Raw genomic sequence first — 13199 nt, forward strand, 5'->3', positions numbered from 1 at the left:
TCTAAAAAGACCAATTTAGATTAGAGCAAATGCATTAAAATGTAAAACCCAAGAATGTTGATTTTACGGGAATCTTGGGTTTGTTTTTTTTAGTTTTCAAGCTGCAATGTTACTTTTTGGACGGCCCCCATCGTGTTGATCTATAGCCCTGTTCCGTTCACCTAAAAGACCACTGGCACTTGTTCCAAGCGATGATGGGGAGTCTTTCTTACTTTCCGCCAAAACTCCTTTTGGGCAAAATCTCTCCATTAAAAAAGCGCTTCTTGATGAAGCGGCTTTTCCCCAACTTTCCGGTCATGTCATTCACATCTGTGTCTTCCTTGTCATTTTACATCATGAAGCAAGATTCTCTAAAGCGACTCAAATATACGGACTGCTATGCTTGCAAAGGAAAATGGCAACCGCTATCAATCTATTAAGCTCGTGTAAAAGGCAGCTGTTCTGACAACGGCAGTTAAATTCTTGCTTTCTGCCATTTTCCTAGCAGGGATCCATCCGCATGGAGCATTCCAACATCTGATGGCGCTACATTATCCCTGGCTTGCCGCAGATGGCTTGTCAATGCTTTTCGAATATAGTTCCCATCGCATTGGGGAGCCGATATGACGCAGATACTGGAAGACGCTCTGTGCACGTTGCTTTCATTATTCGTCGTCGTTAAAATCTATGTTCAGGACTATTGTCTACTAATCCCGTGTTTTTTTACTAGCATGTTAGCAGAGAGCAGGGTGAAAAACACAAACACCATGATGGAGGAAAGGAAGATCCATCCTGCCGAAAACGTTCCAGATTGATCAACGATAAAACCAAAAAGCGGCGGCCCTATGACCGTTCCCCATGAACCAATCATAATGCTGAAGCCACTGGCTGCACCTGCTTGCTCCCTCGGTACAAGCTCAGTTGCGGCATTCATCCAAATTCCGTTAAAGCCTGATGTACAGAAGCCAAACATTATCGTAACGGGAACCATTACCCAAAAAGGAGTGTCAGCGGGAAGGAAAGCCACAAGCAGAGAAACGCAACCTGTTAACAAGGCAATGATCATCAAAATAATAATTCTTCTCCCATAAAATAATCGGTCGCTAATGATCCCCCACCCAATTCTCCCGAATGAACCACTCACATCTGAAATGACAAGCAGAAGTCCGGAAAGAAACAGGCTGATACCAAGCTTTTGATAGGCGAACAGGACGATGTATGTATTTAACATGAGTTGGCTTCCATTCAAGCCAGTAGCCCCCAGGCTGACAAGCAATAGCGGTTTATGTTTAAACATGTTTAAAAGGGAGGATAAAAAATGGCCGCGGTTCATCGAACCGTTTCTTTCCGCAACGCTCGGCGGTTCATGATAAAAACGAAACGACAATACGCCAACGAAGATTAATAAAACCGCTGCGCCAATGATGGCAGTCCGCCAGCCCCACGTGCCCGCAATGGGCAAAAGAACGAGTGCCGCCAGCGCAGAGCCGGCCGTTACCCCCATTTGCTTAATGCCCATTGCCGTGCCGCGTTTTTTGGAATCAAACCAATAAATAATTCCCTTATTTGACGTGGGATGGATTGTGCCGTATCCCACGCCTCCCAAAGCAATTAATAGAAGGATCAAAACAAAAGAAGACGTAAAGGTTGTAAGCAAAAATCCGCATCCCAGACAGAGACTCAACATTAACAGCAGTTTGCGGGAATCAATGCGATCCGCCACAATTCCGGCCGGTATAGCGGCGGCCATTTGTCCGAAAAAAAGAGCAGCGGGCAACATCCCGATTTGCGCTTTCGTAAGTGATAAATCTTCGCCGATCAACACACCCAGCGGTGATACACTTCTTCCAACGAAAGCAACGAGTACCTGTGCAGCAAAAAGCCAGCCGAGCATCCGCCAAGGTTCCAATGTGTAATTTGACTGTTGTGAAAAACTCGAAATGTTCATTATTAGGTTTCATCTCTTTTACTTATAAGTTATGATCATGAAGATTTCACGTGAAGTGATGTCATATTTTCCACCTTCTTTTGCTTTGCAGCCGTTGGCGGAACGATATACGAGCCAATCACCGCAATGAAAAAGTTAATAGCCAGACCAATCACACCGCCATGAACGCCCATAAACGTTTTGTGTCCTGTAAATGTCATCAAGCCCGCAACGAGGGCACCGATCAGCATCCCCCAAAAAACTGGCATGGCCGACATTCGTTTCCAATAAATGCCAAGGATAAACGCCGGAGCAACTTGAACTAATAATTCAAATTTTAACACAAAAATCTCATACAGTGTAGCTGGCGGATACCATGCAATCCAAAGCAAGACCACAATTACAATAATTCCAACAATTTTTCCGACCAGTACTTTTTTCCGTTCAGATGCCTGGTTGTTAATGAATTTTCCATATATGTCATTTGAAATAAGCGAAGAAAAGCTTAATAATACCGAGTCTGCGGTTGAAACAATCGCAGCAACAATCCCTCCAAAAAAGAGAACCATCAACCAATAATATAACCCATTAATAGCGGCAACTTCATTGGCAATCATTCCGATTAACTGTTCGGATCCATCCCTGTCAAGCCCTGGAAAGAGGGCAATTCCTATAATTCCGACAATAAAGACCAAGCCGGTCGTAATCGGAGGCATCCAAGCCATTCGCGCAAAAGAACGCTTTAGAGTACGTTCACTTTCCGCGGAATAAATTCGCTGAACCGCATGGGGATAAATCGCCGCTCCAAATCCAATCAACAGAAACATACTAAACCAATTTATCAATGTCATCATGTCGGGAACACCAACTTTGGCCGGTTCCGTTTCTGCGATCATTTTAGTCGTGCTGACAAAATCACCGCCAACTAAATATAATGACCCTGCAAGTAAAGTGATAATACCTGCCATTAAGACGATACCTTGCATCACATCCGTGAACGCGACCGCTTTCATTCCTCCTAGCCACTCGTAAGTTAACATGACGAAAACGAAAGCAACGACGGCAATTTGATACGGTATGGTTCCCCCTGTCAGACCCGACACCGCTTGTCCAATGGCCACTAGTTGCTCAAGCAAATAATTGCCCAGTCCCCAAAGCATGAGAAAAATGCTTAACAATGTAACCGCTTTTGAACGAAAGCGATAATCGATCCAATCCGTAGGAGTAACAAAGTTCTCTCTTTTTGAAATCACATACAGCCTTGGTGCGAAAAGCAAGTACACCCCGATAATAATCGTCATGAACGGCACCGATTGTAGCCATGAAAACCCTGTCCGGTACGCAGTTGGGGCATAACCAACCACCGTATTCCCACTGTATTGTGTGGCATAAAGGGTGAAGAAAAGGGCTATAATCCCAAGATTTTTTCCAGCCAAATAGTAACCGCTTAAACTATTATGTAAATCCTTTTCTCCACGTCCTGACCAATATCCGATCAGCAACATAATAAGTGCGTAAACAACAAGAATAATAATGCCATCCGTACCGGAAAACGTAAGACTCATTCCTTCAACTCCTTTTCCTTTTCTTCGATGTCTTCGACAATATGCCATTCATTCAAACATAGCCAGCTTAAATAAAAAGATAGAATGATCGCAAAGACTGCGGAAATAAATGCCCAAAAAGGAAAACCAAGAATAAACGGTTCAATGGAGCCAGTCGGCAAATACCACGGCACACCCCCAAGCAAGATCAGCACCAGCACAATCCAAATCCACTTTTTTTTGATGGGTTCTTTGATTTGGACTTTTCTCATATCTATCCCCTTTCTTTTCTATTACAACCCTATATGACAGACTTAAAAATTAAAGCGATTTTCCCCCTCCCTCCTTAGCCAATGACAGACCATTATATAATTGTTTTTTTCATTAATTCGTGAAGTTTTTCCTCACTATAATCAAGTAAACCCTTGTATATTTCTTGATTATGCTTGCCCCTCACTTCAGAGCCGGGATGTTTCACCTTCCCCGGAGTTCTTCCAAGCTTTGGGACGATCCCCGGCATAGGAAACTTTCCCAGCACCGGGTGGTCCACATCAATGATCATTTCTCTCGCCTTATATTGCGGATCTTGCACTATGTCTTTTGCCGAATAAATCAATCCGGAAGGCACACCCTTTTCAGCCAATATTTCAAGAGCTTCACTTGCCGACATTGTTTTTGTCCACTGTTCAATCCTAAAATCGAGTTCTTTCATATTTTGTCCGCGCGCAGCATGTGTCGCAAATTTTGAGTCCGCGGCCAGTTCCGGAGTTCCCATTGCTTCGGCAAGCCTGCGAAATACCCCATCCGCATTCGCGCCCATGACAATATACGTTCCGTCTTTCGTCGCATAAATATTGGAGGGCGCAATGCCGGGTAAAATATTTCCCGTGCGTTCACGAACATGGCCAGCCAGCAAATAGTCCGGAATTACACTTTCCATTACAGAAAAAACAGCTTCATACAAAGCCGTGTCCACAACTTGTCCTTTCCCGGAACGCTGTCGTTCTTGCAGGGCGATCAGACTTCCGATTGTGGCATATAATGCCGCCAGTGTGTCACCTATAGAAATCCCCACTCTTGTAGGCGGCCGATCAGGAAAGCCTGTTACATAGCGAAGCCCGCCCATCGCCTCACCCACGCTTCCAAACCCCGCCCGACCCTTATAAGGACCCGTTTGTCCGAATCCGGATGTGCGAGCCATAATAATTCCTGGATTGATTTCGGATAAAACCTCATATGATAAATTCCATCTTTCCATCGTTCCAGGCCGAAAATTTTCAATGATAATATCCGACTTTTCCACTAGTTCTTTAAAGATTTCTTGTCCCTCTTCAACCCTTAAATTGAGTGTAATTGATTTTTTATTTCGTGATTGAATCGGCCACCATAATCCGTGTCCATCTTTTTGTTTTCCCCATATTCTCATCGGATCTTCTTTGTCTGGAGCTTCGATTTTGACTACTTCTGCACCAAAATCTCCGAGTAACCGGCCTGTAAACGGACCGGCAAGCAGTGTCCCCAATTCTAGTACCCGTATCCCTTCCAAAGGCAACCTATCTTCACTCTTCATTTCATAAACCTCCATTTTTATCATGTTTGATGCTCGTTAAACACAGCGGTATCGACACATTTCTGCTTGTCATGAACATCCGGGGTCTTTCGGGGCGTAACAGGATTGCTGCACTACTTATTCTCTATTTCACTTATCATAGCAGTTTGTATACAAACCAGCAATGCTATTTTTTGTAATATGTAAATTTTCAGATAAACAGCTTATATAATCATCACAACTGTTTTATTTCGTTAAAAATGAGAAGTGTTTACCATTAAAATTTGATGTCTGTTTTCTCATTGTATACAATAAGGTTTATCTACAGCAATGGCGAGGTGTCGGAATGGAACCTTACAACCTAATAAAAGATGCCATTATAACGGGCAGGTTTGAACCGGGTAAAAGATTAACCGAGGAGGCATTGGCCGAAGAATATCATGTCAGCCGGACTCCTATTCGTGAAGCCATTAAAAAATTGGAAAATGATGGTTTAGTCACCCCTCTCAAACGTGGTGTCATTGTTCGAACATTTACCAAAGATGATATTCGCCAAATCTATGATTTACGGGCTCTTTTGGAAAGCTATGTTGCGAGCGAAGCCGCATTCTACCGTTCAGATGAAGATTTATGGAAAATGAAAGAATCCAATTCTTTATACAAAAAAGCAATTGACCAATATACAGAGGCGGATATTTCCAGCATTAAGAAAATTGTTCAAGCTAATAAACAATTTCATCAAGCCATCCTATCAGCGGCGAAAAATGAACACTTGGGTTTTCACTTGGCAAAAGTCGTTGTCGTCCCACTCGTTTTCCGCTCTTTCTACTCGTATCATGACCGTCAACTATACCGTTCGTATGAAGTCCATAACACCATTATGGAAGCCATTCGAAACCAGGAATTTGAAAGGGCAAAATCCGCCATGCAGGAGCATGTTTACGGGGCGCGCGATCATGTGTTGACCTTTTTGGAAAATAATTCAATGGAAAAGTGAAAGGAACGTTTATATGATTCGAATTTGTGAAGTTGGACCTCATGATGGCATTCAAAAAACCAAGCAAGAAGTTCAGTTCATTTCTACACTAATCAATGTTGGAATCAAAAATTCGAAGCGGTTTCATTTGTCAATCCTAAAGTCGTTCCACAAATGACCGATGCCAGAAGTGATGAAGCTTGTTCCAAGGGGAAACGGAGTTACACATATGCCGGCCTCGTTTTAAGCCGGTCAGGTCTTGAACACGCATTACATACAAGCGTTTTTACCTTGTGGTAGTTGGAAGCCACACCGAGAACAATGTGGCCGTTTTACATATGTTGCCGAACAGGCAGCTTTTTCCGAAATGAGGGAATAAAAAGCCCCGGCTGGTGCCACGCCTGACGGTATGGGCTGCCTGAAATGAATTCATCGCCCGTTTGCAACAACCGATCAAGCAATTTGACCGATTGTATAATATAGGGACCTTTATTTAACATCACTGCATCCGCCCGCTTTCCGTAAGAAGCGTCTGTTATTTCCGAACGGGCCGGGATGCCCTTCTTCGTCAATCGTTCCAAGATTCCTGTAGCCCATATCACCGGAATATGCGCGGCAGTACACATCGCCAAAATTTCATCCTGTATATGAGATAAATGCTCGGGCCCGGTTTCAATCACCAAGTCGCCCCTGGCGATCATTACAGCGAAACGCTGGAAGTTTAACCCTTCGATGATAATCCGGGCAAGGTGCTGAAAAGCTGATTTTGTTTCGATTTTTGCAATGACTGTTATGTTGTCCGCGGAAAGATGTTCAAGTTCCTTGCGAAGTTTGATTAAGTCATTGGGTCGATGAACAAACGATATACCAACCATATCGGCGTGTTTGGCAATAAACGGCAAATCTTGAAAGTCTTTTTCCGTAATGGCCGGCACATTCAAATCCACTAGTGAATCCGGCAAATTAATCCCTTTCCCCTCTTTCACTTTCGCATAGCCAATCGTCGGAAAATGAATTTTCACATCAATAAAATCTTTTTGTACTTGATGGACAATACCGTTGATTTTGCCATCATCAATAAAAATTCGGTCATCGGGCAGCACATTTTGGAACGCTTTTGGCAATGTGACGGGAACGCCGGCGGGTTCATGTTCGGTTGCCGCGTGTCCAGGACGTGCCTCATTCAGATACAATCGCAATATGTCTCCTCTTTTTACTTTTATGTCAACAGGACTGGGATTAATGGAATGAATCGAAAACTTGCCTGCTTTATGTTGAAAAACAACATGTTCATCAATCAGTGATGTTTGATCCACCGTAACTTTCATGCGGCTGTGACTGACACATTCATCAATTTTGAGTGTTCGCGGCCGATTTTTAACATCACGAAAAAAAATGTCATCTCCCTTTTGCGCTTCTTTGAACATATCCTTATTTCTTACAGCCAACACGAAAGTATTTTGGCCATCTATTCCTTTCATCACCTTCGATTCCGGGGCGGATAGATCAAGAAAACCAGAAACTTCCTTCCATTTTCCAGATAGGTCTGTAGGAACCTGTATTTTTAATGGCTTTTTTTCTTTATGAAAAGCTCCCAGTCTCACTTTGGGCCCTGCTAAGTCCATATATATTTTGCATGGAATGTGAAGCCTTTGTTCAGATTCCCGAACCATTTGTATGAGCGACTCCCAAATGTCCGGATGATCATGGGCACAATTAATCCGGGCAATTTCCATTCCATTGATTAATAAATGGTCCATTATGGATGGTTGATCAAGCATTCGCGAATCAAGGGTCACCATAATTCTTGTATGGCGGCCGCCGACAATATTCCCAAGGGCGAGATCGGTTCTGATACGGGAAATCAGTCTGGCCTCAAACGGTGACAAAGCCGAAAGATGAGATGGAGGTAAAAAATGCACGCCCAGATTTTCCATTATTTTTTGTAACGTATACATGATATGAGGCAGTGACTCCCGAACAGATGAAAGTCCACGCTCCTTTAAAAGCATTTCCAAATCATTGATCGGATGCTTTTGAAGAGCATGGTATGCCAATAAGTTGTTCCTGCTTTTTTCACCTTGGCGTACCGGATACTGGGCAACAGCACGTTCCACTTCGGTCACCACTTGTTCATACAGAGATTGGATGCGGCTTGCCAGATCGGTCATTGTTCATATCACCTCCAGACGATTTCCCTGTCTAACGACATCCTATTTACATCATATGCTTTTCGAATGTTGTCCTTTATCCTTCTGCAAATGACAAACAAAAAAAGAGGCTTTTTTTGGCCTCTATGAATGTATTCACTGTCCGTTATCCCCTTCTGCGCCTTCTTCGTTCATTTTCACTTTTTTACATCCAACATAAATGCAGGAAAACAGATCCAATCCTTCTTGTGCTTTCATCATGCCTTTTAGATACGGTGTAAGCAAATCTTTAAAGTCTGCTTCCACACCTTCTTCCTCCAGAATGCCGTATACGTACATTTTTTTTTCAGCAAATAAAAAAGCAACATTTCCGACGGCGCGTTCTTTTGAATCCACAACATTTAACACTTGAAAATGGGGTGTCATAATCTCCGGTGAAAAATAAATTTCCATCTGGCATACATACTCCTTTACGTAAACTTTAATTGTTCAAACAGCGTATCCCGTTTGTTGGAAGTCTCTTTTTTCCCCACTCTGATGAAAAACAGGCAAAGTATGGCCGCAAATAGCGTTAAACCAGCCGTTGTTAAAAACATTCCCGTCCGTGACCAATCCATTAAGGCACTGTACACGGGAGGTCCGACCGCCACGCCCAAAAATCTGACTGAGCCATACAATGACGTGACAAACCCTCTCCGATTGGCTGACACCGATCCGGTAATAAAGCTGTTGATGCAGGGAAGGACAAGTCCGGTTCCGATACTGCTAAACACGAGAATAGAGAAAAAGGGAATCAAGCTTTTAAAAAAAATCAGTGTAGAAAAAGAAGCGGTCATTAAAATAAGGCCGATGACAATAAGAGTCTTCATCAACTTCATCTTTTTGCCAATTTTGCTTCCCGTAAAATAAGAGGTTGTTGTCATAAACAATAAGGGAATCGCCAAAATCCCGCCTTTTAACAAGCCGTTAATGTCATAATCCTTTTCAAGAATATCTGAAATATAAAATAAAATGCCAAATAGTGTAAACAGGCAGGCTGCCCCTGCAAAGTAAGCAACAAACAACCAGCGCCCTTCCGTTTTGAAAACAGACAATAATCCCTTCACATATGTTCCTGCTGAAGGGGGTTTTTCTTCCTTCTTCTTTTCTTTGACAAAGAAAATGGTTAATAGTATGGAAATGAGACAGAAAATCGGGAAAGCAAAAAAGGCTGCATACCAAATAATGAGTGCCAACAAAGAGCCAAGAATCGGGCTAATCACTTTGCCAAACCCGTTGGATGCTTCCACCAGCCCCAAGACCTTGCTTTGTTCCCCGCCCTTAAACAGATCTCCCGTCAATGCCATCGCAATGGGCGCCGTTCCTGCTGCCCCGACCCCTTGCATTACCCGGCCCGCCAGTACCCATATGTACGCATTGGAAAACCAGGCTGATGCGGCACCGGCTAAAATTCCCCCGCTTCCATATAAGATCAGGGCCGGGATGATAACGGCTTTTCGGCTGAATCGGTCAGATAAATAGCCCAATACCGGAATCGCGATGGCTGCCGCCATGGAAAAGACAGTAATGACAAGGCTGACTTTAAATTGTGAAATATCCAGTTCTGCTTTCATCTTGGGCAGAATAGGTATTAACATGGAATTCCCTAGGACTAAAATAAGCGGGATTGAACTGATGGCAAGGATGGTCAACCCCTTGTTTCTTTTCTCAGGCATTTTCATTGTCCCTCGCTTTGGCGAAAAAAATTGTCCCGGTTATTATTTGATTTCCGCTTTCTTTTTATGCAGACGGCCAATGTCCCATCACCACATAATGATATACACGTTCAACCATATTTTGAATATCCTATCCTAGAATTACGGAGGAGGCGCTACCAATGGAGTTTCTATCTTTACCTGTAAGAACTTCAGGAAAAAGAACCTATGGCATTACATCCATAGCTGATTTTGGAATACCCACTGGAGAACTGGAAAACATATTGGCGGATTTCGGACAATTCATTGATACCGCCAAGTTGGCAATCGGCTCGGCCTATATTACTCCCAACATCAAGAAAAAAATAAATCTTTATCAACAATATGAAATCGATGTTTACTGTGGAGGGACATTGTTCGAAAAATGTTTTGTACAACATAAAATCCCCGAATATGCTTCTTATTTAAAAGAATTGGGTATTCACTGGATTGAAATATCTAACGGAACGATCGATATTCCGCTTCAAGACAGGCTGCGCCTCATCCAAGAATTGGAAGAAGAATTCCACATTATTGCCGAAGTCGGTTCAAAAGACGCGAATAAAGAAATGTCGGTATGTGACTGGAAAATGGAAATGGCGCAATTATTAGAGGCAGGCTGCGACTATGTGATTACAGAAGGAAGGGATTCGGGGACATCGGGAATTTACGAAAAAAGCGGGGATATTAAATCTTATTTGATTCAAGAGTTGCTAAAAGAAATTGACAGCAAAAAGATTATTTTTGAAGCTCCCTTGCCCAAGCATCAAATGTATTTTATAAATGAAATTGGTCCGAATGTCAACTTGGGGAATGTGAAACCTGCGGATGTCTTGGTTCTGGAGGCGCAACGCTGCGGGCTGCGTTGTGAAACATTTTATGTGGAGGAGCGTGCATGCAAGTTAACATTTTAAGGCATCTTCCCACTGAATGGAATACACTGGGGAAGCTGCAAGGCAGACGAGATATACCCATCGCACCGGTAACACGGGAAGTACAAAGACAAATTGCCAAAAACCAAAGAAGCCTTTCTCGGCTCGGACCGTTTAGTAAAGTGCTGGCCAGCACATTGCAACGAACAGTTCAAACAGCCGAGCAATACGGTTATCGCCCCACCATTGACCCGTTGCTGGATGAATTGGATTTCGGTCCATTTGAAGGTATGCATAAATCTATATTATTTGAAACCTTTGGCGATAGATGGACCAGCAATCCGAAAGAGATTCAATTGGGGGAATCATTGAATGATCTAAAACAACGAATTGAATTATGTTTGGAAAAATATAAAAATCAAAAAAACGTGTTGATTTTTGGCCACGGTTCATGGGCGCGAGCTTTGATTTCGTACTATAATACCGGAGATATAAAAGAAATGAACAAAATATCTTTTGATAATAATGAGTTTATGACGCTCAATTTCAATCATCGGACATTGGGGATCTTTTAAGATCTCCTTCTTTTTTACACGCGAGTGTCCATGTTCCAGCCCAGCTTTTTATTTTTTTCTCCAATAGGGGGTTAAAGCCAACATTTTGTGAAAGTTCAGCCCGTATATAAAATCAATGATGTTTGTGGATATCAATTGACAGACAATCGCAAAAATGACAATCTTATAATCTATCACGAGCGATGTAAGCAAAAAAATGCCCAAATTAATACACATCATCACTTTTCCAGGGCTCCAGTTTTTATGAAAGGCAATCATGAGTGCCGGTATAACCATTCCTCCGCTCGATGTCCCCGCCCTGATCAGCAGCCCCACTCCCAATCCAAAAAACAAGCTGCCAGCTAATAGATCGATTACAATATGCCCGTGGGGAAAAGTGACTTGGGCTGTTAAAACACTGATGGTCGCTGAGGTCGTGGCAACAGAAAGGATCGTTCGAAACGTCCATGTATAACCAAAATAATTTAAGGCAAACAACAAAAATACGGCATTGGCGAGCCATAGAGAAAATCCGAGTGTTAAATCAAACCAGTGATTCAATAACAACGCTATGCCGGCTGCCCCTCCGGAAGGAATAGAATGTGGAAAAAGAAAGATGGACATGGACATCCCTTGCAAAAAAGCGCCGCCAAATAAACAAGCATATGTTAGGAATAGACGTCTCATAAGAAGTGGTCATTACCTTTTAAACGGACATTTATATCTTCCACATCGTTTCCCCTCCGAAAAAATTTCCTTCCTTGTCCATTTTATGAGCAAGTAAGAAGATTATGAAACATCGAGGAAATCTTACGGCTTTTCTTATTCATATACATCATCGGCGTTTTTGTAGCGCATCCTCTCAGATTGGACAGACTTGCGGTTTTTTCTTTTAGTGTTTGTTGTCGCGTCGTCATGGTGAAATGGTTGTTTGCTTGTTTGCTTTTCACTACCCGCCTTACGTTTCATAAAAAAACCTCCTCCTTTTCGGAATGGGATTATTATTTCCGGCTTTTTTAATTTTACCCATAATCAAAAACCACCACATCAGCAATTTATCGTTTAAGTAGTCCCGAACAGACGACAATACAATGAGTTGTCAAGTATGTTATCTACATGGCGGGAGCCATGTTAATCGTCTTTTGTTCAGAAGCTTTTCCACTATATTTTTGTTAAAAGCATAATAGGCGATTTGAATGATTAAAAAATGAGTATCTCAGCCTTGTGAAATACTCATCCAAATTATTTTTCAATAAAATGCAATTTCGTTAAGTTCAATAGTAGCAACAATTCTGGCCGCCAAATCCTTTGAGCTTGGAAAAAAGCGCTTTAAGATTTGTATCTTTCATTTGTCGATGAACATGATTAACCTCATCATCGAGCCTATGGATCACATAGCAATAAACTCTTGCATGCCTGGCAACAGCTTGGATATCTCGGCATTTGGATTGAGGGCTTATTTTTGCAACGGTGAAAATTCATGTACCCACACTTTCATCTTGGGAGACCACGGCATGCCTGGATGCAGCTTCAATATATTTTCTTTATACTTTTCCAGACTTTCATAGCCTTCTTGTTGCGCATGCTCGTCCTTCATCTCTCCCAGTGATTGGGAATATACATTATGAACGACAAATTGATATCCATTCAAATCCATCACTTCGCCAATGTCTGCATATCGTCCATTTCTTCGTGTTGCGGTTTTGATTCCTTTAATGACATTTTCAACATCTCTTTTTACAGTAACAAGTCTTTCAATCGTACATGTTTTTGGGGGAAGCTCTCGATTTTTATCTGTAGTCGTCATGTCAATCACCTTATTTCTTTTATTATTCAAGATATATTTTAACATAGCCGAAATATAAAGAGTCATAAAAAACAAAGGGCTATGCTACTCTTAGCCTTGCTACTTCAT

The 13199-nt window shown here is 42.3% G+C and carries 13 protein-coding genes; 3 read left to right on the forward strand and 10 right to left on the reverse strand.

Features of this window, described 5'->3' with window-relative positions; all coding sequences use genetic code 11:
- Nucleotides 1-676 precede the first annotated feature (676 nt).
- The 4 genes from MHB50_RS09015 to MHB50_RS09030 all read right to left on the reverse strand — a co-directional run bounded on the left by MHB50_RS09015 (nucleotide 677) and on the right by MHB50_RS09030 (nucleotide 5020).
- Entirely contained in the window at nucleotides 677-1927 is a 1251-nt protein-coding gene (locus MHB50_RS09015) for an MFS transporter (protein ID WP_077113472.1), read from the reverse strand.
- A gap of 35 nt (nucleotides 1928-1962) precedes the next feature.
- Nucleotides 1963-3471 (reverse strand): sodium:solute symporter family protein, encoded by a 1509-nt coding sequence (locus MHB50_RS09020; RefSeq protein WP_340085163.1) that lies wholly within the window; start codon nucleotides 3469-3471, stop codon nucleotides 1963-1965.
- Nucleotides 3468-3722, reverse strand: a complete 255-nt coding sequence (locus MHB50_RS09025) for a hypothetical protein (protein ID WP_077113474.1) — start codon at nucleotides 3720-3722, stop codon at nucleotides 3468-3470. The genes MHB50_RS09020 and MHB50_RS09025 overlap by 4 nt, the downstream gene beginning before the upstream one ends.
- Before the next feature lie 92 nt (nucleotides 3723-3814).
- Nucleotides 3815-5020: a CoA transferase gene (locus tag MHB50_RS09030; RefSeq protein ID WP_077113475.1), complete on the reverse strand. Its 1206-nt coding sequence runs from the start codon at nucleotides 5018-5020 to the stop codon at nucleotides 3815-3817.
- A gap of 325 nt (nucleotides 5021-5345) precedes the next feature.
- Between MHB50_RS09030 and MHB50_RS09035 the strand changes: the two genes are divergently transcribed.
- A complete protein-coding gene (locus MHB50_RS09035; protein ID WP_077113476.1) occupies nucleotides 5346-5996 on the forward strand; it encodes a GntR family transcriptional regulator in 651 nt (216 codons plus the stop codon).
- A gap of 311 nt (nucleotides 5997-6307) precedes the next feature.
- Here the strand turns inward: MHB50_RS09035 and MHB50_RS09040 are convergent, their stop codons facing one another.
- The 3 genes from MHB50_RS09040 to MHB50_RS09050 all read right to left on the reverse strand — a co-directional run bounded on the left by MHB50_RS09040 (nucleotide 6308) and on the right by MHB50_RS09050 (nucleotide 9840).
- Nucleotides 6308-8146 (reverse strand): pyruvate kinase, encoded by a 1839-nt coding sequence (locus MHB50_RS09040; RefSeq protein WP_340085164.1) that lies wholly within the window; start codon nucleotides 8144-8146, stop codon nucleotides 6308-6310.
- A 135-nt stretch (nucleotides 8147-8281) separates the two neighbouring features.
- The gene (locus tag MHB50_RS09045) at nucleotides 8282-8578 is read right to left on the reverse strand and encodes a hypothetical protein (protein WP_339163312.1); all 297 of its coding nucleotides are present in this window, start codon (nucleotides 8576-8578) and stop codon (nucleotides 8282-8284) included.
- A 17-nt stretch (nucleotides 8579-8595) separates the two neighbouring features.
- Complete coding sequence (locus tag MHB50_RS09050; RefSeq protein ID WP_077113478.1) at nucleotides 8596-9840, reverse strand: MFS transporter; 1245 nt, start codon at nucleotides 9838-9840, stop codon at nucleotides 8596-8598.
- Nucleotides 9841-10001: 161 nt separating this feature from the next.
- Between MHB50_RS09050 and MHB50_RS09055 the strand changes: the two genes are divergently transcribed.
- A complete protein-coding gene (locus tag MHB50_RS09055) occupies nucleotides 10002-10772 on the forward strand; it encodes a phosphosulfolactate synthase (protein ID WP_340085165.1) in 771 nt (256 codons plus the stop codon).
- A complete protein-coding gene (locus MHB50_RS09060; protein ID WP_077113480.1) occupies nucleotides 10754-11305 on the forward strand; it encodes a histidine phosphatase family protein in 552 nt (183 codons plus the stop codon). The genes MHB50_RS09055 and MHB50_RS09060 overlap by 19 nt, the downstream gene beginning before the upstream one ends.
- A gap of 48 nt (nucleotides 11306-11353) precedes the next feature.
- Here the strand turns inward: MHB50_RS09060 and MHB50_RS09065 are convergent, their stop codons facing one another.
- From MHB50_RS09065 to MHB50_RS09075, 3 genes are all read right to left on the reverse strand, one after another.
- A complete protein-coding gene (locus tag MHB50_RS09065; protein WP_340085318.1) occupies nucleotides 11354-11914 on the reverse strand; it encodes a YitT family protein in 561 nt (186 codons plus the stop codon).
- A gap of 192 nt (nucleotides 11915-12106) precedes the next feature.
- Nucleotides 12107-12253, reverse strand: a complete 147-nt coding sequence (locus MHB50_RS09070) for a hypothetical protein (RefSeq protein WP_171974007.1) — start codon at nucleotides 12251-12253, stop codon at nucleotides 12107-12109.
- Between the two features lie 487 nt (nucleotides 12254-12740).
- Nucleotides 12741-13091 (reverse strand): ASCH domain-containing protein, encoded by a 351-nt coding sequence (locus tag MHB50_RS09075; protein WP_077113529.1) that lies wholly within the window; start codon nucleotides 13089-13091, stop codon nucleotides 12741-12743.
- Nucleotides 13092-13199 lie beyond the last annotated feature (108 nt).

The sequence above is a fragment of the Siminovitchia sp. FSL H7-0308 genome (genome assembly GCF_037980985.1).
In the GTDB taxonomy this organism is placed as follows: domain Bacteria; phylum Bacillota; class Bacilli; order Bacillales; family Bacillaceae_C; genus Siminovitchia; species Siminovitchia thermophila.

What these genes read in the sequence shown, in the direction of transcription:
- MHB50_RS09070 (WP_171974007.1), bottom strand. Translation starts at nt 12,253, where the DNA reads ATGAAACGTAAGGCGGGTAGTGAAAAGCAAACAAGCAAACAACCATTT.
- MHB50_RS09060 (WP_077113480.1), top strand. Translation starts at nt 10,754, where the DNA reads ATGCAAGTTAACATTTTAAGGCATCTTCCCACTGAATGGAATACACTG.
- MHB50_RS09045 (WP_339163312.1), bottom strand. Translation starts at nt 8,578, where the DNA reads ATGGAAATTTATTTTTCACCGGAGATTATGACACCCCATTTTCAAGTG.
- MHB50_RS09020 (WP_340085163.1), bottom strand. Translation starts at nt 3,471, where the DNA reads ATGAGTCTTACGTTTTCCGGTACGGATGGCATTATTATTCTTGTTGTT.
- MHB50_RS09040 (WP_340085164.1), bottom strand. Translation starts at nt 8,146, where the DNA reads ATGACCGATCTGGCAAGCCGCATCCAATCTCTGTATGAACAAGTGGTG.
- MHB50_RS09055 (WP_340085165.1), top strand. Translation starts at nt 10,002, where the DNA reads ATGGAGTTTCTATCTTTACCTGTAAGAACTTCAGGAAAAAGAACCTAT.
- MHB50_RS09025 (WP_077113474.1), bottom strand. Translation starts at nt 3,722, where the DNA reads ATGAGAAAAGTCCAAATCAAAGAACCCATCAAAAAAAAGTGGATTTGG.
- MHB50_RS09050 (WP_077113478.1), bottom strand. Translation starts at nt 9,840, where the DNA reads ATGCCTGAGAAAAGAAACAAGGGGTTGACCATCCTTGCCATCAGTTCA.
- MHB50_RS09015 (WP_077113472.1), bottom strand. Translation starts at nt 1,927, where the DNA reads ATGAACATTTCGAGTTTTTCACAACAGTCAAATTACACATTGGAACCT.
- MHB50_RS09065 (WP_340085318.1), bottom strand. Translation starts at nt 11,914, where the DNA reads ATGTCCATGTCCATCTTTCTTTTTCCACATTCTATTCCTTCCGGAGGG.
- MHB50_RS09075 (WP_077113529.1), bottom strand. Translation starts at nt 13,091, where the DNA reads ATGACGACTACAGATAAAAATCGAGAGCTTCCCCCAAAAACATGTACG.
- MHB50_RS09035 (WP_077113476.1), top strand. Translation starts at nt 5,346, where the DNA reads ATGGAACCTTACAACCTAATAAAAGATGCCATTATAACGGGCAGGTTT.
- MHB50_RS09030 (WP_077113475.1), bottom strand. Translation starts at nt 5,020, where the DNA reads ATGAAGAGTGAAGATAGGTTGCCTTTGGAAGGGATACGGGTACTAGAA.